Raw genomic sequence first — 22,033 nt, 5'->3', positions numbered from 1 at the left:
ATGGAAGAAGAATATATCGGCGGGAAACACTCCGTTTTAGAAGCGCTTCGTTCAGGTCGAACCATCAATAAAATATGGGTGGCCGAAAATGCGCAAAAGCAATTTGCCGGTCCTATTGTTGCAGAAGCCAAAAATCACGGGATTATCGTGCAGTTTACGGATAAGCGCAAGCTTGATCAAATGGCGGAAGGTCTCGTCCATCAGGGTGTAGTCGCACAGGTCGCCGCGTATGAGTATGTCGAAATTGATGATATCTTGGCTAAAGCTAAAGCAAAAGGCGAAGAGCCATTCATTCTCATTCTCGATGAGATCGAAGATCCGCATAATCTAGGCTCCATCCTGCGGACAGCCGACTGCACCGGTGTGCACGGGGTCATTATCCCTAAACGTCGCTCGGTCGGACTCACAGCTACGGTATCCAAAACATCAGCCGGAGCTGTTGAGTATGTCCCGGTAGCTCGGGTGACAAACATTGCCCAGACGATCGAACAGTTGAAAGAAGAAGGCGTATGGGTAGCGGGTACGGATGTATCCGCGGCGCAAGATGTTTATAAAGCGAACTTCAAAATTCCCATTGCCCTAGTTATCGGAAACGAAGGCAAGGGTGTTGGCCGGCTCATTAAGGAAAAATGCGACTTTTTAGTCAAGCTTCCGATGGCAGGCCATATCAATTCACTTAACGCCTCCGTTGCCGCGGGAGTGCTGATGTATGAAGTGGTTAGACAGCGAATTTTGAGTTAAATGGTATGGAAGAGTTTTTAATCGTAGACGGTTACAATATCATCGGAGCTTGGCCCCAGCTAAGCAAGCTGAAGGATACCGATCTGGAAGAAGCCAGGGACAAGCTCATTCATATATTGGCCGAATATCAGTCCTACTCCGGTATGAAAGTGTATCTCGTATTCGACGCATACATGGTGCCTGGTCTTGGGAAGAAATATACGCAGAGCAAGCTCGCAGTCCTCTATACGAAAGAGAAAGAAACAGCCGATGAGCTCATTGAGAGGCTGGTCACGAATTTGATGGGCCGTCGCAAGCAAATCTACGTGGCCACCTCAGATATGATCGAGCAACACGTCATTTTCGGGAAAGGCGCCCTGCGGCTGCCCGCAGGTGAGCTGCTTGTCAAAATCAATCAAAGCCGTAAAGAAGTTCGAGAGCGGATCCATCCGGAGACGACTTCAAAACGGAATCCTTTTGACGATAAATTGAATGACGACGTTAAAAAGCTGTTTGAACGATGGCGAAGAGGCGAGTGAAAATCCTCCAAATGCTAGAAATGACGCGGTTCCCCGTTGACGGTGCCAGAATTCATCATGTATACTTAACCTAACCTTAAAGTGAAATTGGGTAGTCCTGCAGGCCGGAGGGATTGTTGGTGAGTGTCGACCTCAAAGAACTGAGAATGTACGATTATGATCTCAAGCCAGACGAAGACATAGTCGAAGCAGTCCGTGAAGGCAGTAGTGAAGCGCTGGAATACCTGATCAATAAATATAAGAATTTCGTGCGTGCGAAGGCGCGTTCTTATTTTTTGATTGGCGCAGATCGTGAAGACATTGTGCAGGAAGGCATGATAGGTTTATATAAATCGATTCGTGACTTTCGAGGGGACAAGCTGGCTTCATTCAAAGCCTTTGCTGAACTGTGCATTACCAGGCAGATCATCACGGCCATTAAGACAGCGACTCGCCAGAAGCACATACCTCTGAATTCCTACGTTTCATTGGACAAGCCTATTTATGATGAAGATTCTGATCGAACGTTGCTTGACGTTATTAGCGGTTCCCGGGTGACCGATCCGGAAGAACTGGTTATTAATCAAGAAGAGTTTACCGGTCTCGAAGATAAGATGGGTGAGATATTAAGCGATTTGGAACGCCGTGTGCTCATGCTCTACCTCGATGGCAGATCGTATCAGGAGATTGCGGTAGATCTTGATCGTCATGTGAAATCAATTGATAATGCGCTTCAACGTGTCAAACGTAAGCTTGAGCGATATTTAGAAGTACGAGACTTATAGTAATTATTAACAGCATCCGCGGAGCGGGTGTTTTTCTTTTGTGCACGTTTAACATTCGCAAGCGTAGTCTATAATGATGATACTCTTGCAATGCATGTCTGGACACATAGAATAGAGGCTAACTGAGATAGTTCTTCCTTGACACCCCATTGTGGATTGTGATAAAGTATTTCAGGTAGCCCTAAAAGTCGCTTTCTTTTTGATGCGCTTCGAAGGGCTTTAATTAGAAAGTGTCTGTAGGAGGTGTACATCATGCGGGTTATCATCACATTAGCGTGCACAAATTGCAAACAAAGAAACTATGCATCCACTAAAAATAAGCGCAACAATCCCGACCGTATTGAGTTGAAGAAATATTGCAGATTCTGCAATGAACATACTGCTCATCGCGAGACTAGGTAGTTCTTTGGAGGTGTAGTTTGTGGCGTTCTTGGCTAGAATGAAACAAAGCTTCGGAACCACGTTTTCCTTCTTCACCGACAGTTGGTCAGAACTTAAAAAGGTCAAGTGGCCAAGCCGCAAGGAAATGATCACCTATACGCTTGTCGTTATCGGTACAGTGACATTCGTTGCCGTTTACTTCTTTGTGCTGGATCTTGGAATCTCTGAGTTGCTGCGCCTTGTTTTTAAATAAACAGGACTATAGGTGAATTTATTCATGGAAAAAAGATGGTACGTCGTACATACCTATTCAGGGTATGAAAACAAAGTGAAAGCCAACCTTGAGAAACGCGTTGAATCTATGGAAATGCAGGACAAGATCTTCCGCGTGCTAGTGCCGATGGAAGAAGAACTGGTGAACAAAGACGGCAAAAAGAAAACCGTCATGCGTAAAGTTTACCCGGGTTACGTCCTCGTTGAGATGATTCAAACTGACGACTCTTGGTACGTTGTGCGCAATACGCCGGGAGTTACAGGGTTCGTAGGTTCTACGGGATCCGGCTCTAAACCGACTGCACTATTGCCTGAGGAAGTGGAAGCCATCCTGAAGCATATGGGTATGGAAGAGCCGAAGGCGAAAATCGACTTCGAACTCAAAGAGACCGTACGCGTCAAGGTGGGACCTTTTGCGAACTTTGTTGGCTCGGTTGAAGAAATCGTGGCGGATAAAGGTAAGCTCAAGGTACACGTCAATATGTTTGGTAGAGAAACCCCGCTTGAGTTGGATTTCAACCAAGTGGAAAAGCTATAAACAGGACAATTAAGGTTTTCTACCAGGTCTATTCCTCGGGATAGACCTTCGTTAGTGGGAGGGCTGGTCGTTGACTCCGTCAACTGCTCGCCTATGCGACCAAGGTTTCATGCCCGTCTAACCACACTAAGGCAAGGAGGTGTCCAACATGGCAAAAAAGGTTATTAAAATCGTGAAGCTGCAAGTTCCGGCTGCGAAAGCAAATCCAGCGCCGCCAATCGGTCCGGCATTGGGTCAAGCAGGTGTGAACATCATGGCTTTCTGTAAAGAGTTTAACGCTCGTACTGCAGATCAAGCGGGTCTTATCATTCCGGTTGAAATTACAGTATTCGAAGACCGTTCCTTTACATTCATCACAAAAACGCCTCCGGCTGCAGTTCTTCTTCGCGTCGTTGCTGGTATCGAAAAAGGATCCGGTGAACCTAACAAGAAGAAAGTTGCAACTGTGAAGCGCGCGAAAGTTCGCGAAATCGCTGAGCAAAAAATGCCTGACCTGAATGCAGCATCCGTTGAGGCTGCAATGCGTATGGTCGAAGGTACTGCTCGCAGCATGGGTATCGTCATCGAAGATTAATTCCGTAAGGAATGCGGTTAAGAGTTTTCGTAGAAAACTTTCTTCGTAAGCATCGGCTTACTGACCGCTCGGTGGGAGGATTATCCGCTAATACCACTAAGGAGGATATAAAATGCCTAAACACGGTAAAAAATACCGCGAAGTCGCTCAGCTCGTAAACGCTGAAACTTTGTATGATCCGTCAGAAGCAATCGAGCTTGTTAAAAAGACAGCTCCTGCTAAATTCGATGAGACTGTAGATGTTGCAGTTCGTCTGGGTGTAGACCCAAGAAAACAAGACCAGGCTGTTCGTGGCGTCGTTGTACTTCCACACGGTACTGGTAAAACTAAACGCGTACTCGTATTTGCCAAAGGTGAAAAAGCGAAAGAAGCTGAAGCAGCTGGCGCGGATTTTGTTGGCGATCAAGACATGATCAACAAAATTCAACAAGGCTGGTTCGAGTTTGACGTTTGCGTAGCCACTCCTGATATGATGAGCGAAGTTGGTAAACTGGGTCGTATTCTCGGGGGTAAAGGTTTAATGCCAAACCCTAAAGCCGGTACAGTTACATTCGACGTAGCGAAAGCTGTTCAAGAGATCAAAGCTGGTAAAATCGAATACCGTCTTGACAAAGCAGGTCAAATCCATGCTCCACTCGGTAAAGTATCTTTCGATGCTGACAAGTTGAACGAAAACTTCAAAGCATTGGTTGATGCCCTTCTCAGAGCGAAGCCTGCAGCTGCTAAAGGTGTATACCTGAAAAGCATCGCTGTATCTTCCACTATGGGACCAAGCGTTCGTGTAAACCTGCAATCCTTCAGATAAGAAAAACCATCCAGTTGACTTCGGTCGCTGGTCATGATAATCTATCTAAGGTCTTAAAAGTGAATATGCAAACCGTAGACAGTAGGTGCCGCCTTGGCTTAATTTCCTACCGAGGTGTTATGATATATATTGCGATTCTTTTGTACATCAAGGGAATAGTGAACACATCATGCCTTCGTAGCGTCTACGAAGGCATTTCTTATTTTCGGAATAAGGAATGCTGATGCTCCTACTGTTTGCGAAATCGAAGATACAATTGCAAAAGAAGTGAGGTGTACTATGGCAAACGCGAAAACTCTTGCAGTGAAAGAACAAGCTGTTGCTGAAGTGACAGAAAAGCTTAAATCCAGCTCCTGCACAATCGTAGCCGACTACCGCGGTTTGAACGTAGCTCAAGTAACTCAGTTGCGTAAATCCCTGCGCGAAGCTGGTATCGAATTTACAGTTCTTAAGAATACATTGGCAAGACGTGCAACAGCTAACGCTGAGCTTAGCGCGCTGGATGAGTTCCTTACTGGACCTACAGCGATTGCTTTCAGCAAAGACGATGTTGTATCTCCTGCTAAAATTCTGACTGAATTTGCGAAAAAGAACGATAAATTGAGCGTGAAAGCTGGCGTGGTCGAAGGCCGCGTAGTTGGATACGATCAAATCAAAGCACTTGCAGATCTGCCTTCCAAAGAGGGTCTTCTCTCCATGTTGCTTAGCGTTCTTCAAGCTCCTGTTCGTAACTTTGCACTTGCTGTTAAAGCAGTTGCTGAGAAAAAAGAAGCTGAAGGTCAAGCTTAATCTAGCTTTATAACAACAAACAAATCTATTAATGATAACGGAGGTTTAACCATGAGTAACGCACAAATCTTGGAAGCCATCAAAGGCATGACTATTTTGGAACTGAACGATCTGGTTAAAGCAATTGAAGAAGAATTCGGCGTAACTGCAGCAGCTCCAGTAGCTGTAGTAGCAGGCGGCGCAGCAGCAGTTGAAGAAGCTCAAACTGAGTTTGACGTAATCTTGATGAACGCTGGCGCATCCAAAATCAACGTAATTAAAGTTGTTCGCGAAATCACAGGTCTTGGCCTGAAAGAAGCGAAAGACCTCGTTGACGGCGCTCCTAAGCCAATCAAAGAAAAAGTTGGCCAAGAAGAAGCAGAAGCAGTTAAAGCTAAACTTACAGAAGCTGGCGCAACTGTAGAAGTGAAGTAATCTATCAAATTAGAGAACCTCTTGAAGCTAATCTTCAAGAGGTTCTTTTGACGAATTTTACATTTTGCCTCATAGGAAAGCCTACCGAGTTTACTGGCTGCCTTATTCGTTGGTTTTCCTAGTTGTGAAATTGAGGAGGAATTCATAACGTGTCAGAACACTATTACACTCAGCGGCCAACCGTTCAGCGCGATCTCCATACGATGAAAGAGAAGCTGCGTGGACGAGAGTTGACTTTTACAACGGATGCCGGCGTCTTTTCGAAGAAAGGTATAGATTATGGCAGCAAGCACTTGATTGAGACGATGGAGTTTCAAGAGGATGCCAAGGTTCTAGATGTGGGGTGCGGCTATGGTCCCATTGGTTTAAGTGCTGCGTTAATGTGTCCGAAGGGGCACGTAACGATGGTGGATATCAATGAGAGAGCTATTGAACTCTCGATTGATAATGCGAAGCGTAATGGGATATCGAATGTTAAGATTCTGCAAAGCGATCTTTTAGAGAAAGTAAAAGGGCAGAAGTTTGATGTTGTTTTGACGAACCCGCCAATCCGGGCAGGCAAGGAAGTTGTACATCGGATTTTTACGGATGCCTATGACTGTCTGGTTGAAGGCGGCTCCATTTGGGTCGTCATTCAAAAGAAGCAGGGAGCTCCATCTGCGATGGCGAAGCTTGAAGCTGTCTATGGGGAAGTCATTGAAGTGTCCAAAGATAAGGGATATCGGATCCTAAAAGCCACGAGAAGGTAATCAATGATTTTCGAGGAAATTTGTTTGACTTGACATTTCATATGTGGTATCATTGAAAAATGTCAGTATTAAGATGGGACACATGTCTTTAGTTAACAAAAATGTCAAGTCTTTTTTTCATCCGAGATGCATAAAATTTTAAACTGTAACGTATAATGTTTGAATTTTAGGCAACTCTAACAGGATGAGAAGAAATATATGGAAAAGTCTTGTCGATCAACAGAGAAAAACCTCCATCCATACAGTCGCTTGATTCGGACGGGCTCCAATAACGGAGGCGTCCTGAGTGTACGTCGGTAGAAGTTTTTCTTCTTTCTTTTTATTTATTGAGTAGACTTGAGGGGTGAATGAAAGTTGGCGGGACATCTTGTTCAATTTGGACGACGTAAACGCAGGACTTATGCACGTATTAATGAGGTGCTGGGCATTCCAAACCTGATTGAAATCCAGCAAAAATCGTATGAGTGGTTTTTGGAAGAGGGACTCAGAGAGATGTTCCAGGATATCTCCCCGATTCAGGATTTTACGGGTAACCTGGTACTGGAGTTTATCGATTATAGCTTGGGCGAACCTAAGTATTCGGTTGATGAATCCAAAGAACGCGACGTAACCTATGCGGCGCCGTTAAGAGTCAAAGTCCGTTTGATTAACAAGGAAACTGGTGAGGTCAAAGAACAAGAGGTGTTCATGGGGGATTTCCCTATTATGACCGACACTGGAACTTTCATTATCAACGGTGCGGAGCGTGTAATCGTCTCCCAGCTCGTTCGTTCACCCAGTGTTTATTATAGCACGAAAGTGGATAAAAACGGCAAAAAAACTTATACGGCTACTGTCATTCCGAACCGTGGCGCATGGTTGGAACTTGAGACAGATGCCAAAGATATTATTTATGTTCGTATCGATCGCACGCGCAAAATCCCGGTCACTGTGCTGCTTCGTTCTTTAGGTTTCGGTACGGATGCTGAGATTCTTGATCTGCTTGGCGACGATGAGTATATCCGCAACACGCTCGATAAAGACAACACGGATTCTACGGAAAAAGCGTTGATCGAAATCTATGAGCGCCTTCGTCCGGGCGAACCGCCTACGCTTGATAATGCTAGAAGCTTGCTTGTCGCTCGTTTCTTCGATCCAAAGCGTTATGACTTGGCGAATGTCGGTCGTTACAAAATTAATAAGAAACTTCATATCAAAAATAGATTATTCAATCATCGTCTGGCTGAAACGTTGGTGGATTCCGAGACAGGTGAAATCATTGCAGAAGCTGGCCAGTTGTTAGACCGTCGTACATTGGACGAAATCCTTCCATATATTGAGAAGGGTGCCGGCTTCAAAGAGTTCTCTATTCCTAATGGTGTTACTGATGCGGATAGCATCCCGGTTCAGTGCATTAATGTTTATTCGCCGACCGAGGATGGTAAAGTCGTGAAAGTCATTTCTAACGGAGTTATTGATAAGTCCGTGAAAAACATCACGCCTGCCGATATCATTTCATCCATTAACTATTTCATTAATTTGCTGCATGGCATCGGAAATACGGACGATATCGACCACTTGGGTAACCGTCGTCTACGTTCCGTTGGTGAATTGCTGCAAAACCAATTCCGTATCGGTTTATCCCGTATGGAGCGCGTTGTGCGTGAGCGGATGTCCATCCAAGATGCCAACGTAATTACACCGCAGGCTTTGATCAACATTCGTCCTGTCATTGCATCGATTAAAGAGTTTTTCGGCAGCTCACAGTTATCACAATTTATGGATCAAACGAACCCGCTGGCTGAGCTGACGCACAAACGTCGTCTGTCCGCACTCGGACCTGGTGGTTTGACGCGTGAGCGCGCAGGTATGGAAGTTCGTGACGTGCATCACTCTCACTATGGCCGTATGTGTCCGATTGAGACCCCGGAGGGTCCGAATATTGGTTTGATCAACTCCTTGTCTACATTTGCCCGCATCAACGAGTATGGTTTCATAGAAGCCCCTTATCGTTGGGTGGATCCGAAGACGGGTATCGTAACCAGCCAAATCGCTTACCTCACAGCAGACGAAGAGGATAATTACGTTATCGCTCAGGCGAATGCGGAGTTAACCGAAGAGGGTAAATTCGTTGAAGATTCGATCATCGTTCGTTACAAAGATGATAACTTAACGCTACCGGTTGAACGTGTCGACTACATGGACGTTTCACCGAAACAAGTTGTTTCCGTTGCGACGGCGCTCATTCCGTTCCTTGAGAACGATGACTCCAACCGCGCACTCATGGGATCCAACATGCAGCGTCAAGCGGTTCCTCTTCTTATCCCTAAAGCGCCTCTAGTAGGTACGGGTATGGAGCATAAGGTCGCTAAGGACTCGGGAGTATGTATTGTGTCCAAGTTTGACGGAATTATCGAGAAAGCAGCTGCGAATGAAATCTGGCTGCGCCGTCAAGAGATGGTTGATGGTAAGCTGGTTAGCGGAAATATCGTGAAATATAAATTGCATAAATTCATGCGTTCCAACCAAGGTACTTGCATTAACCAGCGTCCGATTGTGAAAAAAGGTCATCTGGTTAAAGTTGGCGATATCCTTGCAGACGGTCCTTCGACAGAACAAGGTGAATTGGCGCTGGGGCGTAACGTTGTCGTTGCCTTCATGACTTGGGAAGGTTACAACTACGAGGACGCGATCTTGCTGAGCCAGAAGCTTGTAAAAGAAGACGTTTATACTTCGATTCATATCGAAGAATACGAGTCCGAAGCTCGTGATACGAAGCTTGGACCTGAGGAAATCACGCGTGACATCCCGAACGTCGGGGAGGACGCTTTGAAAAACCTCGACGAGCGCGGAATTATCCGTGTCGGTGCCGAAATCGGCGCAGGTGATATTCTCGTTGGTAAAGTAACGCCAAAAGGTGTAACCGAGCTGACTGCAGAAGAAAGATTGCTCCACGCAATCTTCGGCGAAAAAGCTCGTGAAGTTCGTGATACATCCCTTCGCGTACCGCACGGTACCGACGGTATCGTTGTTGACGTGAAAGTATTTACCCGTGAGAACGGCGATGAGCTGCCTCCTGGCGTAAATCAACTCGTTCGTGTCTATATCGCTCAAAAACGGAAAATTTCCGAGGGTGACAAAATGGCCGGACGTCACGGAAACAAAGGGGTTGTGGCACGTATCCTTCCGGAGGAAGATATGCCGTTCATGCCTGATGGTACACCGGTTGAGGTTGTACTGAATCCGCTAGGGGTTCCATCCCGTATGAACATCGGTCAAGTGCTTGAAGTGCATTTGGGTATGGCTTCGAGATTCCTGGGTATCCACGCGGCAACTCCGGTATTTGACGGCGCACGTGAATATGACGTCTTCGATACGATGGAAGAAGCAGGCATGCAGCGTAACGGTAAAACGATTCTGTACGATGGTCGTACTGGGGAATCGTTTGAACGTGAAGTTACTGTCGGCGTCATGTATATGATCAAATTGGCGCACATGGTTGACGATAAAATCCATGCCCGTTCCACAGGTCCTTACTCACTCGTTACTCAGCAGCCGCTGGGTGGTAAAGCGCAGTTCGGCGGACAACGTTTCGGGGAGATGGAGGTTTGGGCGCTTGAAGCCTATGGAGCTGCCTATACCTTGCAAGAAATCCTTACCGTTAAGTCTGATGACGTTGTGGGCCGTGTGAAAACATACGAATCCATCGTCAAAGGCGAGAACGTTCCGGAACCTGGCGTGCCAGAGTCATTCAAAGTTTTGATCAAAGAGCTTCAAAGCTTAGGTATGGACGTCAAAATCCTATCCGGCAACGAAGAAGAGATCGAAATGAAAGAAATGGATGACGATGATGAAGTCACCAGCGATAAATTAAACCTGAATTTAGAAGGATCCGAATTAGGGGTCGAATAATCTTTTCTTATAGATCGAGCACGATTCGCTGCACACTTAATTCTTAAAGGAGGGTTGCTCCTTGATGGACGTTAACAACTTCGAGTTTATGAAAATCGGCTTGGCATCGCCCGATAAAATTCGCTCTTGGTCCCGTGGGGAAGTAAAGAAGCCGGAAACGATTAACTACAGAACTTTAAAGCCTGAGAAAGAAGGTCTTTTCTGTGAAAAGATCTTCGGGCCAACGAAAGATTGGGAATGTCATTGCGGTAAATACAAGCGCGTCCGTTATAAAGGCGTCGTTTGTGACCGATGCGGCGTAGAAGTGACCCGTCAAAAGGTTCGCCGCGAACGCATGGGTCACATTGAGCTTGCTGCTCCTGTATCCCACATTTGGTACTTCAAAGGTATTCCGAGCCGTATGGGTCTTGCACTCGATATGTCTCCAAGATCTTTGGAGGAAATTATCTACTTTGCTTCCTACGTTGTAACGGATCCAGGGGATACGCCTCTGGAGAAGAAACAACTGCTTTCAGAAAAAGAATACCGCAGCTACCGTGAGAAATATGGTTATGCGTTCCAAGCTGGCATGGGTGCCGAAGCAGTGAAAAAACTGCTGATGGATATCGACATCGATCGTGAAGTCGATACGCTCAAAGAAGAACTGAAGACAGCTCAAGGTCAACGCCGTAATCGTGCAATCAAGCGTCTTGAGGTTATGGAAGCATTCCGTAACTCCAAGAACTTACCTGGCTGGATGGTACTGGATGTACTTCCGGTTATCCCTCCAGAGCTTCGTCCAATGGTTCAACTCGATGGCGGTCGTTTTGCGACTTCCGACTTGAACGATCTGTATCGTCGTGTTATCAACCGGAACAATCGTCTCAAAAGATTGCTCGATCTGGGTGCGCCAGACATCATCGTGCAAAATGAGAAGCGTATGCTTCAAGAAGCGGTTGACGCATTGATCGATAACGGCCGCCGCGGCCGTCCGGTAACCGGACCAGGTAACCGTCCTTTGAAATCCCTCAGCCATATGCTGAAGGGTAAACAAGGCCGTTTCCGTCAAAATCTGCTTGGTAAACGTGTTGACTACTCCGGTCGTTCCGTTATCGTCGTAGGTCCTAACCTTAAGATGTACCAATGCGGTCTTCCTAAAGAAATGGCATTAGAATTATTCAAGCCTTTCGTCATGAAAGAGCTTGTGAATAAAGGGTTAGCCCACAACATCAAGAGTGCCAAACGTAAAGTTGAGCGCGTAAGTCCTGATGTATGGGATGTTCTTGAAGAAGTCATTAAGGAGCATCCGGTTCTTCTGAACCGTGCCCCCACATTGCACAGACTCGGGATTCAGGCGTTTGAGCCGATTCTCGTTGAAGGTCGAGCCATCAAACTGCATCCGCTCGTATGTACAGCTTATAACGCTGACTTCGACGGTGACCAAATGGCCGTTCACGTACCGCTTTCATCCGAAGCTCAAGCTGAAGCACGCGTGCTGATGCTCGCGTCCGGTAACATTTTGAACCCGAAAGACGGTAAGCCGGTTGTTACGCCTTCACAGGATATGGTCCTGGGAAGCTTCTACTTAACAACCGACAACAAGTTTGCTAAAGGCGCAGGCTCTATTATTAGAACTGTGAATGAAGCAGTTTCATCGTACCAATCGGGTAAAATGGCTCTACATGCAAGAGTTGCGATTCCTGCAAGAGCTTTGAACAAAACGAGCTTTACAGAAGCGCAGCAAAACGCGGTGTTAATTACGACAATCGGGAAAATCATTTTCAATGAAATTTTCCCCAGTGACTTCCCGTTCATCAATGAACCGACGAAGACGAACCTGTTGAATGGTATTCCGGACTCCCATTTTGTTTTCGAAAAAGGCGCTGATCTAAGAGCAATTATGTTGGATCGCAGCGAAAACAAAGCGGTAGGTAAAGAGTACTTGGGTTCCATTATTGCTGAGTGCTTCCGTAAGTACCACACGACGCAAACTTCGGTCATTCTTGATAAAATCAAAGAACTCGGGTTTACCTACTCGACCAAAGCGGGTATTACCGTAGCAGTCTCTGACGTTGTAGTGCCGACTGAAAAAGAAGCAATTCTTAAAGATTGCGAAGAAAAAGTACGCGTAGTTACAAACCAATACCGTCGTGGTTTAATTACCGACGAAGAGCGTTATGACCGCGTCATTGCAATCTGGAGTAAAGCGAAGGATGAAATCACCGAGATTCTGATGAAGTCCCTCGATAAATACAATTCCATCAATATGATGGTTGAGTCCAAAGCGCGGGGTAACAAATCGCAGATTACTCAGCTTGGCGGCATGCGGGGTCTGATGGCCAATCCATCCGGTAAAATCATGGAGTTGCCGATTAAATCGAACTTCCGTGAGGGTCTGACGATCTTGGAATACTTTATCTCTACGCACGGTGCCCGTAAAGGTCTTGCCGATACGGCATTGCGTACAGCGGATTCCGGTTACTTGACTCGTCGTCTCGTTGACGTTGCGCAAGATGTAATTGTCCGCGATGAAGATTGTGGTACAGATAAAGGCTTTACAGTTAGCAAAATTCAAGACGGTAAAGAGGTCATCGAAGATCTCTACGATCGTATTGAAGGTCGCTATGCATTTGAAACTCTCCGTCATCCGAAGACAGGTGAAGTGATTGTACAGCGCAATGAACTTATTGAAGCTGGTATTGCTGACGCGATCATCGATGCAGGCATTGAGAAACTGCAAATTCGTTCGGTCCTGAGCTGCCGTTCCCGCCATGGTGTTTGTAAAAAATGCTACGGCCGCAATTTGGCTACAGGGCAGTTCGTAGAAATCGGAGAAGCTGTAGGTATTATCGCGGCCCAATCCATTGGTGAGCCAGGAACACAGCTGACCATGCGTACGTTCCATACCGGTGGTGTTGCCGGAGATGATATCACGCAAGGTTTGCCGCGTATTCAAGAGCTTTTTGAAGCTCGTAATCCAAAAGGGCAGGCGATCATTTCTGAGATCGATGGTGTGATCAAAGAAATTCGCGAAGCTAAGGACCGTCGTGAGATCGAAGTCCAAGGTGAAGCGGAATCCAAAGTGTATGCAGTTCCTTACGGTTCCCGCGTACGTGTATCCGTGAACCAGCACATTGAAGCTGGTGACGAGTTAACAGACGGTTCGATCGACCCGAAAGATATGCTCCGCATCAAAGGTATCCGCGGCGTACAGAACTACATTCTGCAAGAAGTACAACGCGTTTACCGTAACCAAGGGGTAGAAATTAACGATAAACATATCGAAGTTATGGTTCGCCAAATGCTTCGTAAGATCCGTATCGTTGACGCTGGAGATACAACGCTGCTTCCAGGTTCTTTCGTAGACATTCATGAATACGAAGAAGCTAACAAAGTAGCTCTGTTCGCAGGTAACGAGCCTGCGGTCGCTAGACCGATCTTGCTCGGTATCACTAAAGCTTCTCTTGAAACGGATTCCTTCCTATCCGCGGCGTCCTTCCAAGAGACAACTCGTGTCTTGACCGATGCTGCTATTAAGGGCAAGGTTGACCAATTGCTTGGTCTTAAAGAGAACGTCATTATCGGTAAGTTGATTCCGGCTGGTACGGGAATGCCGCGTTATCGGAACATCCGTATTACGGATCCTAACGAGGAATTGGTAGCAGACGAAGATTTGGAAAAAGAGACTGTCGCTGTCGAATAGTGAATAAAGAAGTCATGCGGGAAAGCCACTTGGATCAAAGTGTGCTTTCCCGTTCACTTGTTATTCATGAAGTTTTGATGAAGAGCAAGTAATTTCTTGACACTCCATAATCAAAATGCTAATATATCGTAGTGTGCCTAAGTTACTATTCTTTCCTGCGCTTTGGAGGATGAGCTTTATGTCTTATGATAAAGTCAAACAGGCGAAGAATATATGCGTCGGTGCTAAGAAAGCAACGAAGACGGTTGAACAAGGTAAGGCTATCGAAGTTTTTGTTGCCAAAGATGCAGATCCGCGATTAACGATAAAGCTGGTAAGCCTCTGTAAGAAGATGGACATACCGGTCACCTATGTTGATTCTATGAAGATGCTAGGGAAAGCTTGTGGAATTGAAGTTGGAGCTGCGGTAGCAGCTGTTGTAAATGAATAAAGCTCAAAGACGTTTTTGTTACCGGACAATGAGGCATGAGTTCTTTGAAACTTGTATCACAGTGTCCATGGCAAGGACTTTTCATTTGCTCATTTACGACTCGCCTGGATCTGTGGGCTTGCAAGAAGCGATAAGGTTATACATGTAGGGAGGAGGTGGCGATATGCCAACAATTAACCAACTAGTACGTAAAGGTCGTCAAGCGAAGGTGGACAAATCCAAATCCCCAGCTTTGCAAAAAGGTTTTAACGCTTTGAAAAGAGAATCAACGGATTTGAGCGCTCCTCAAAAACGTGGTGTCTGCACGCGTGTAGGTACAATGACTCCTAAGAAGCCTAACTCCGCACTTCGTAAATATGCCCGTGTTCGTTTAACGAACCGCGTAGAGGTGACAGCTTACATTCCAGGTATCGGTCACAACCTGCAAGAACACAGCGTTGTATTGATTCGTGGAGGTAGGGTAAAAGACCTTCCAGGGGTACGTTATCACATCGTTCGTGGTGCTCTGGATACTTCCGGTGTTAACAACCGTAAGCAAGCTCGTTCGAAATACGGTACTAAACGTCCTAAAGTTAAAAAATAAGACATCGCCAATAGGGATGATCCTTTCAAGAAAGGGGGATAACTATGCCTCGTAAAGGTCCAGTTACTCGCAGAGACGTATTGCCAGATCCGATTTATAATAGCAAACTTGTTACTCGTCTTATCAATCGCATCATGATCGACGGAAAAAGAGGGGTAGCACAGTCCATTTTATACAATGCTTTCAACCTGGTGAAAGATCGTACAGGTAAAGAGCCAATGGAAGTGTTTGAACAAGCGATCAAGAACATCATGCCGGTATTGGAAGTTAAAGCTCGCCGTGTAGGTGGAGCGAACTATCAAGTTCCGATTGAAGTTAAACCTGAGCGCCGCACGACATTGGGACTGCGTTGGTTGGTTAACTATTCCCGTCTTCGCGGTGAGAAGACGATGGAAGAAAGACTGGCTTTCGAGATTATCGATGCTAGCAACAACACAGGTTCTTCCGTTAAGAAACGTGAAGATACGCACAAAATGGCTGAAGCGAACAAAGCTTTTGCTCACTATCGTTGGTAGAATTAAGATTCAAATACTGAAAGGAGACATAACGACCTATGGCTAGAGAGTTCTCCTTAAAAAACACACGTAATATCGGGATTATGGCTCATATTGATGCCGGTAAAACGACTACGACAGAGCGCATTTTGTACTACACGGGCCGAGTTCACAAAATCGGAGAGGTGCACGAAGGTGCGGCTACGATGGACTGGATGGAGCAAGAACAAGAGCGCGGAATTACGATTACTTCCGCCGCTACAACTGCGCAATGGGATGGTCACCGCATCAATATTATCGATACCCCGGGGCACGTTGACTTTACCGTTGAGGTAGAGCGTTCCCTTCGCGTGTTGGATGGAGCAGTTGGCGTATTTAGTGCGAAAGAAGGCGTTGAGCCGCAATCGGAGACAGTTTGGAGACAAGCTGACCGTTACGGCGTTCCGCGGATCGCATATGTAAACAAAATGGATATCATCGGCGCGGATTTCTTGGGCGTAGTTGACTCCATGCGTCAGAAGCTTGGTGCAAATGCTGTTGCTATTCAACTTCCGATCGGTGCTGAGAACGAGTTCAAAGGCATCATCGACCTGGTTGAAGAAGTAGCATATATGTACAAAGACGATCTTGGTAAGGACATCGAGAAAGTGGAAGTTCCTGCTGAGTTCAAAGACAAAGTCGCAGAACTGAGATTGGAACTGGTCGAGAAAGTTGCTGAGCTTGATGAAGAGCTTACAATGAAATATCTCGAAGGTGAAGAACTCACGATCGACGAAATCAAAGCAGCTCTGCGTAAAGGTGTCTGCGAAGTGAAGATCTTCCCGGTCATCGCAGGTTCTTCTTACAGAAACAAAGGTGTTCAATTGATGTTGGATGCAGTTATTGATTACCTGCCATCCCCAGTTGATGTACCAGACATTAAAGGTGTACTCGACGATGGTACTGAAGTGATTCGTAAGTCTGCTGACGATCAACCGTTCTCAGCGCTTGCTTTCAAAATCATGACGGATCCTTTCGTTGGTCGTCTTACATTCTTCCGCGTATACTCTGGTGTATTGAGCTCCGGTTCTTACGTACTCAATGCTACTAAAGGTAAGCGTGAGCGCGTTGGTCGTATTCTGCAAATGCATGCGAACAGCCGTCAAGAAATCAGCGATGTTTACGCAGGTGACATTGCAGCAGCAGTTGGCTTGAAAGATACAACTACTGGCGATACACTTTGTGATGAGAAGAACCCAGTTATCCTTGAGTCCATGAACTTCCCTGAACCGGTAATCCAGCTTGCTGTAGAACCGAAAACGAAGGCTGACCAAGATAAAATGGGTATCGCTCTTCAAAAGCTTGCTGAAGAAGATCCTACTTTCCGTGCTCACACAGACGAAGAAACAGGACAAACGATCATCGCGGGTATGGGTGAGCTTCACCTTGAGATCCTCGTTGACCGTATGCTTCGTGAGTTCAAAGTAGAAACCAACGTTGGTAAACCGCAAGTTGCTTACCGTGAAACGTTCCGTGCAGCAGCAAAAGTTGAAGGTAAATTCGTTCGCCAATCCGGTGGCCGTGGTCAATACGGGCATTGTTGGGTTGAGTTCGAACCTCAAGAAGCTGGGGTAGGTTTCGTATTCGAAAGCAAAATCGTGGGTGGATCGATTCCAAGAGAATACATCGCTCCGATTCAAGCGGGTATCGAAGAGTCCATGAAGAACGGGGTTCTTGCAGGATTCCCTCTCGTGGATATCAAAGCAACAGTTGTCGATGGATCTTACCATGATGTTGACTCCAATGAAATGGCGTTCAAAATCGCGGGCTCCATGGCGCTTAAAGCTGCTAAAGAAAAATGTAAGCCGGTTCTTCTAGAGCCAATCATGAAAGTGGAAGTTACTGTGCCTGAAGAGTACATGGGCGACGTTATGGGTGACCTTAACTCACGTCGTGGACGTATTGAAGGTATGGATAACCGTCATGGAGCACAAATCATCCGTGCCAAAGTACCTCTGTCCGAAATGTTTGGATACTCCACAACGCTTCGTTCCAGAACACAAGGCCGTGGTGTTTATTCCATGGAAATTTCCCACTATGAAGAAGTACCTAAGTCGATTGCGGAAGAAATTATCGCAAAAGGCAAAGGCGCTTAATATAAACTAATAGTCACTCTAAGGAGGAATCGTTTAAAATGGCAAAGGCTAAATTTGAACGTAACAAACCGCATGTTAACATCGGTACTATCGGTCACGTTGACCATGGTAAAACAACTTTGACTGCTGCTATTACTACTGTATTGTCCAAAAGATACGGTGGTGCTGCAGTAGCATTCGACCAAATCGATAAAGCTCCAGAAGAGCGCGAGCGCGGTATCACAATCTCCACAGCTCACGTTGAGTACGAAACACCTAACCGTCACTACGCACACGTAGACTGCCCAGGCCATGCTGACTATGTTAAAAACATGATCACTGGTGCTGCACAAATGGACGGAGCGATCCTGGTTGTATCCGCAGCTGACGGCCCTATGCCGCAAACTCGCGAGCACATCCTGCTCTCCCGCCAAGTAGGCGTTCCTTACATCGTAGTATTCCTTAACAAATGCGACATGGTTGAAGACGATGAGTTGCTTGAACTGGTTGAGATGGAAGTTCGCGACCTTCTTAACGAGTACGAGTTCCCAGGCGATGATACTCCAATCATCCGCGGCGCAGCTCGTGAAGCTCTTCAAAACCCAGATGGTCCTTGGGCTGACAAAATCATCGAGCTCTTCGAGCAAGTTGATACTTACATCCCAACGCCTGAGCGCGAAACAGACAAACCTTTCCTTATGCCGGTTGAGGATGTATTCTCCATCACAGGCCGCGGAACTGTTGCGACTGGTCGTGTAGAGCGTGGTACAGTTAAAGTACAAGACGAAGTTGAAATCGTTGGTATTGCTGAAGAAACTCGTAAATGCGTTGTAACAGGCGTAGAGATGTTCCGCAAATTGCTCGATTCCGCTCAAGCTGGTGACAACATCGGCGCCCTTCTTCGTGGTGTAGACCGCAAAGATATCGAGCGTGGTCAAGTTCTTGCGAAACCAGGTTCAGTTAAACCTCACACTAACTTTACAGCACAAATCTACGTACTGACTAAAGAAGAGGGTGGCCGTCACAAGCCTTTCTTCACTGGTTACCGTCCACAGTTCTACTTCCGTACAACTGACGTAACTGGTATCATCACTCTTCCAGAAGGTACTGAGATGGTAATGCCTGGTGATAACATCACCGTTACTGTAGAATTGATCAACCCAATCGCTATCGAAGAAGGAACTCGCTTCGCGATTCGCGAAGGCGGACGTACTGTTGGCGCGGGCGCGGTTGCTACAATCCAAAAGTAATTCATATATTATAGAAGAAACACTCATCGTCTAGGCGGTGGGTGTTTTTTTTAGGCATTCGCATAAAGTTTTGCTTGCTTTTCATTTTCATATTTTATATAATATTAAACGTTGGTCTGTGACGTTGCGATGATGTGAGAGGTTGCCGACACACCCGGACCCTTTGCCATGGTGAAGGAACGTCGGAGAATTTTCACGGAGTATGTCCGATACTAAATTGGGCGATAGAAGGAGGGACTTATATGGCAAAGCAAAAAATTCGTATCCGTTTGAAAGCTTATGATCACAGAGTTATTGATCAATCGGCTGAGAAAATCGTGGAAACTGCCAAGCGTTCCGGTGCAGGTGTATCCGGTCCGATTCCGCTTCCGACAGAGAAGCAAATCATCACGATTCTTCGTGCGGTGCACAAGTACAAGGATTCGCGCGAGCAATTCGAAATGCGTACGCATAAGCGTCTTATCGATATTGTGAATCCAACACCACAAACAGTTGATGCTTTGATGAGACTAGACTTACCGTCTGGCGTAGACATCGAGATCAAACTGTAAAACAACTATAGAATACACGTTTAGGAAGGAAATGAGGTGTCAACGATGAAAGGTATCTTAGGAAAAAAACTTGGGATGACACAAGTGTTTACCGCGGAAGGTAACGTAGTTCCGGTAACTGTCATTCAAGCGGGACCATGTGTGGTTCTCCAAAAGAAAGATGTGGATAACGACGGTTATGAGTCGATCCAAATCGGTTTTGATGATGTAAAAGCAAGCAGAATCATTAAGCCAGAGCTTGGCCATGCGAAAAAAGCAGGGGCAACGCCTAAGCGCTACGTAAAAGAAATTCGCGGCGTTCAGTTGGCTGATTACGAAGTTGGCCAGGAATTGAAGGCAGATCTGTTTACAGAGGGCGAATTCGTTGACGTAACAGGTACTTCCAAAGGTAAAGGTTTCCAAGGTAACATCAAGAGACATAACCAATCCAGAGGGCCGATGGCTCACGGTTCCCGTTATCACAGAGGACCAGGTTCCATGGGTTCCATTCAAGCAAACCGAGTTCCTAAAGGTAAAAACCTGCCAGGACATATGGGTAACGAAACGGTAACTTTGCAAAACCTGCAAATCATCAAAGTAGATGCTGAACGCAATGTATTGCTTGTAAAAGGTTCCATTCCGGGTCCTACTAATAGCTACGTAAGCGTGAAATCAGCTATTAAAAAGTAAGAAAGGAGGAAGACTGATGCCAAAAGTAGCTTTATATAACGTAACAGGTGCACAGGTAGGAGAAGTTGAACTGTCTGATGCCGTTTTCGGAATTGAGCCTCACGTACATGCGATTCATGAAGCAGTTCTGCTGCAACAAGCCGCTGTTCGTCAAGGTACTCATAAAACAAAAGGTCGTTCTGAAGTTCGCGGCGGCGGACGTAAACCTTGGAAACAAAAAGGTACAGGACGTGCCCGTCAAGGTAGTATCCGTGCTCCACAATGGAAAGGCGGCGGTACTGTATTTGGACCGACTCCTCGCAGCTATGGTTACAAACTGCCTAGAAAAGTTCGTCGTTTGGCGATTAAATCCGCTTTGTCTTCGAAAGTCATCGATAACGAATTGATCGTATTGGATCAACTTCAATTGAATGCTCCTAAGACTAAAGAATTTGCGGCTATCTTGAACAACCTGAAAGTTGAAAGAAAAGCATTAGTTGTTGGTCTTGATACCGATTCTAACGCAGCTCTTTCCGCTCGTAACATCCCAGGTGTGAAATTTATTGCTGCTGACGGAATCAATGTTCTGGATGTCATGTTATATGACAAACTGATCATTACGAAAGATGCTGTACAGAAAGTAGAGGAGGTGCTTGCACAATGAAAAATCCACGCGACATTATCAAGCGCCCGATCATCACTGAGCGTACAAGCGACCTGATGGCTAACAAAAAGTACGTTTTCGAAGTCGATCTTCGCGCTAACAAAACGGAAATCAAACAAGCTATCGAAGCTATCTTCAAAGTAAAAGTTACAAATGTAAACACACTCAGAATGCCTGCTAAGCCTAAACGTTACGGTCGTCACTTTGGTTACACTTCCGAATGGAAGAAAGCAATTGTGTCCCTGAGCGCTGAAAGCAAAGAGCTGGAGTTCTTTGAATCCGTATAACACATTTCTTGAAGTAAGGAGGGAATCGGAGTGCCAGTAAAAAAATATAAACCAACCTCCCCGGCTAGACGTGCAATGTCGGTTTCTACTTTTGAAGAAATCACAACATCTACACCGGAGAAGTCTTTGCTCGCTCCATTGAGCAAAACAGCTGGACGTAACAACCAAGGTAAAATTACAGTTCGTCATCACGGTGGCGGTCACAAGCGTAAATACCGGATTATCGATTTCAAACGTACCAAAGATGGAATACCAGGACGCGTTGCTACAATTGAGTACGATCCTAACCGTTCCGCGAACATCGCATTGATCAACTATGCAGATGGTGAGAAAAGATACATCATTGCTCCTAAAGGTTTGAAAGTAGGAGATCAAATCGTATCCGGACCACAATCCGACATTAAAATTGGTAACTCGTTACCTTTGGAAAACATTCCAGTTGGTACAGTTATCCACAACATCGAGTTGAAACCAGGTAAAGGCGGACAATTGGTTCGCGCAGCTGGAACAGAAGCTCAACTTCTTGGTAAAGAAGAAACTTACGTAACGATTCGTCTTTCTTCCGGCGAAGTTCGTAAAGTCCTTAAAGTTTGCCGCGCGACTATCGGATCTGTAGGTAACGAAGATCACGAGCTCGTGAAAATCGGTAAAGCTGGTCGTAACCGTTGGAAGGGTAATCGCCCTCAAGTCCGCGGGGTTGTCATGAACCCTAATGATCACCCACACGGTGGTGGTGAAGGACGCGCGCCAATCGGACGTAAATCACCTATGTCTCCATGGGGTAAACCGACGCTTGGTTACAAAACTCGTAAGAAAAACAAAGCATCCAACAAATACATTGTACGTCGTCGTACGAAGTAATTTAGGATATAAACATTTTCGTGAGGTTCAAG

23 protein-coding genes and 1 other annotated feature are annotated in these 22,033 nt (G+C 45.9%); all 23 genes read left to right on the top strand.

Going from position 1 to position 22,033, the window contains the following annotated elements:
• The 23 genes from rlmB to rplB all read left to right on the top strand — a co-directional run bounded on the left by rlmB (nt 1) and on the right by rplB (nt 22,001).
• Nucleotides 1-741, top strand: a complete 741-nt coding sequence (rlmB, locus tag ICC18_RS31660) for a 23S rRNA (guanosine(2251)-2'-O)-methyltransferase RlmB (RefSeq protein ID WP_188178399.1) — start codon at nt 1-3, stop codon at nt 739-741.
• 5 nt (nt 742-746) lie between these two features.
• Nucleotides 747-1,259 (top strand): NYN domain-containing protein, encoded by a 513-nt coding sequence (locus ICC18_RS31655; RefSeq protein ID WP_188178398.1) that lies wholly within the window; start codon nt 747-749, stop codon nt 1,257-1,259.
• A 119-nt stretch (nt 1,260-1,378) separates the two neighbouring features.
• Nucleotides 1,379-2,023 carry an RNA polymerase sporulation sigma factor SigH gene (sigH, locus tag ICC18_RS31650; RefSeq protein ID WP_028557511.1) on the top strand — a complete coding sequence of 215 codons (645 nt, stop codon included), beginning with the start codon at nt 1,379-1,381 and terminating at the stop codon, nt 2,021-2,023.
• A 252-nt stretch (nt 2,024-2,275) separates the two neighbouring features.
• On the top strand, nt 2,276-2,425 hold the full coding sequence (rpmG, locus tag ICC18_RS31645) for a 50S ribosomal protein L33 (RefSeq protein ID WP_134756045.1): 150 nt from the start codon (nt 2,276-2,278) through the stop codon (nt 2,423-2,425).
• Nucleotides 2,426-2,444: 19 nt separating this feature from the next.
• Complete coding sequence (secE, locus tag ICC18_RS31640; protein ID WP_188178397.1) at nt 2,445-2,657, top strand: preprotein translocase subunit SecE; 213 nt, start codon at nt 2,445-2,447, stop codon at nt 2,655-2,657.
• A 24-nt stretch (nt 2,658-2,681) separates the two neighbouring features.
• Nucleotides 2,682-3,215 (top strand): transcription termination/antitermination protein NusG, encoded by a 534-nt coding sequence (gene nusG / locus ICC18_RS31635; protein ID WP_188178396.1) that lies wholly within the window; start codon nt 2,682-2,684, stop codon nt 3,213-3,215.
• A gap of 148 nt (nt 3,216-3,363) precedes the next feature.
• Nucleotides 3,364-3,789: a 50S ribosomal protein L11 gene (gene rplK, locus ICC18_RS31630; protein ID WP_188178395.1), complete on the top strand. Its 426-nt coding sequence runs from the start codon at nt 3,364-3,366 to the stop codon at nt 3,787-3,789.
• A gap of 112 nt (nt 3,790-3,901) precedes the next feature.
• Nucleotides 3,902-4,594, top strand: coding sequence for a 50S ribosomal protein L1 (gene rplA / locus ICC18_RS31625; protein WP_188178394.1), 693 nt, complete (start codon nt 3,902-3,904; stop codon nt 4,592-4,594).
• Between the two features lie 54 nt (nt 4,595-4,648).
• Nucleotides 4,649-4,804: a sequence feature (ribosomal protein L10 leader region), on the top strand.
• A gap of 69 nt (nt 4,805-4,873) precedes the next feature.
• On the top strand, nt 4,874-5,383 hold the full coding sequence (rplJ, locus tag ICC18_RS31620; protein WP_188178393.1) for a 50S ribosomal protein L10: 510 nt from the start codon (nt 4,874-4,876) through the stop codon (nt 5,381-5,383).
• Between the two features lie 51 nt (nt 5,384-5,434).
• Nucleotides 5,435-5,797 (top strand): 50S ribosomal protein L7/L12, encoded by a 363-nt coding sequence (rplL, locus tag ICC18_RS31615; protein WP_188178392.1) that lies wholly within the window; start codon nt 5,435-5,437, stop codon nt 5,795-5,797.
• A 149-nt stretch (nt 5,798-5,946) separates the two neighbouring features.
• Nucleotides 5,947-6,546, top strand: coding sequence for a class I SAM-dependent methyltransferase (locus tag ICC18_RS31610; RefSeq protein WP_188178391.1), 600 nt, complete (start codon nt 5,947-5,949; stop codon nt 6,544-6,546).
• 354 nt (nt 6,547-6,900) lie between these two features.
• The gene (rpoB, locus tag ICC18_RS31605; RefSeq protein WP_188178390.1) at nt 6,901-10,437 is read left to right on the top strand and encodes a DNA-directed RNA polymerase subunit beta; all 3,537 of its coding nucleotides are present in this window, start codon (nt 6,901-6,903) and stop codon (nt 10,435-10,437) included.
• A 61-nt stretch (nt 10,438-10,498) separates the two neighbouring features.
• Nucleotides 10,499-14,119 (top strand): DNA-directed RNA polymerase subunit beta', encoded by a 3,621-nt coding sequence (gene rpoC / locus ICC18_RS31600; protein ID WP_282559216.1) that lies wholly within the window; start codon nt 10,499-10,501, stop codon nt 14,117-14,119.
• 178 nt (nt 14,120-14,297) lie between these two features.
• Nucleotides 14,298-14,549 carry a ribosomal L7Ae/L30e/S12e/Gadd45 family protein gene (locus ICC18_RS31595; protein WP_188178389.1) on the top strand — a complete coding sequence of 84 codons (252 nt, stop codon included), beginning with the start codon at nt 14,298-14,300 and terminating at the stop codon, nt 14,547-14,549.
• 163 nt (nt 14,550-14,712) lie between these two features.
• Entirely contained in the window at nt 14,713-15,132 is a 420-nt protein-coding gene (gene rpsL / locus ICC18_RS31590; protein ID WP_188178388.1) for a 30S ribosomal protein S12, read from the top strand.
• 44 nt (nt 15,133-15,176) lie between these two features.
• Entirely contained in the window at nt 15,177-15,647 is a 471-nt protein-coding gene (gene rpsG, locus ICC18_RS31585) for a 30S ribosomal protein S7 (RefSeq protein WP_134756067.1), read from the top strand.
• 38 nt (nt 15,648-15,685) lie between these two features.
• Nucleotides 15,686-17,761, top strand: a complete 2,076-nt coding sequence (fusA, locus tag ICC18_RS31580) for an elongation factor G (RefSeq protein WP_188178387.1) — start codon at nt 15,686-15,688, stop codon at nt 17,759-17,761.
• Between the two features lie 38 nt (nt 17,762-17,799).
• Nucleotides 17,800-18,990: an elongation factor Tu gene (tuf, locus tag ICC18_RS31575; RefSeq protein ID WP_188178386.1), complete on the top strand. Its 1,191-nt coding sequence runs from the start codon at nt 17,800-17,802 to the stop codon at nt 18,988-18,990.
• A gap of 242 nt (nt 18,991-19,232) precedes the next feature.
• Nucleotides 19,233-19,541, top strand: coding sequence for a 30S ribosomal protein S10 (gene rpsJ / locus ICC18_RS31570; RefSeq protein WP_023482171.1), 309 nt, complete (start codon nt 19,233-19,235; stop codon nt 19,539-19,541).
• A 45-nt stretch (nt 19,542-19,586) separates the two neighbouring features.
• Nucleotides 19,587-20,210, top strand: coding sequence for a 50S ribosomal protein L3 (gene rplC, locus ICC18_RS31565; RefSeq protein WP_188178385.1), 624 nt, complete (start codon nt 19,587-19,589; stop codon nt 20,208-20,210).
• A gap of 16 nt (nt 20,211-20,226) precedes the next feature.
• Nucleotides 20,227-20,853 (top strand): 50S ribosomal protein L4, encoded by a 627-nt coding sequence (rplD, locus tag ICC18_RS31560; RefSeq protein WP_188178384.1) that lies wholly within the window; start codon nt 20,227-20,229, stop codon nt 20,851-20,853.
• A complete protein-coding gene (rplW, locus tag ICC18_RS31555) occupies nt 20,850-21,140 on the top strand; it encodes a 50S ribosomal protein L23 (protein ID WP_188178383.1) in 291 nt (96 codons plus the stop codon). Before rplD ends, rplW begins: the two co-directional genes overlap by 4 nt.
• Before the next feature lie 30 nt (nt 21,141-21,170).
• Nucleotides 21,171-22,001 (top strand): 50S ribosomal protein L2, encoded by an 831-nt coding sequence (gene rplB / locus ICC18_RS31550; RefSeq protein WP_188178382.1) that lies wholly within the window; start codon nt 21,171-21,173, stop codon nt 21,999-22,001.
• The last annotated feature ends 32 nt before the right edge of the window (nt 22,002-22,033 follow it).

It is taken from the genome of Paenibacillus sedimenti, from assembly GCF_014534655.1.
Classification (GTDB): Bacteria; Bacillota; Bacilli; order Paenibacillales; family NBRC-103111; genus Paenibacillus_E; species Paenibacillus_E sedimenti.
The sequence above is the reverse complement of the archived record's forward strand: the minus strand, read 5'-3'. Positions and strand labels throughout refer to the sequence as shown.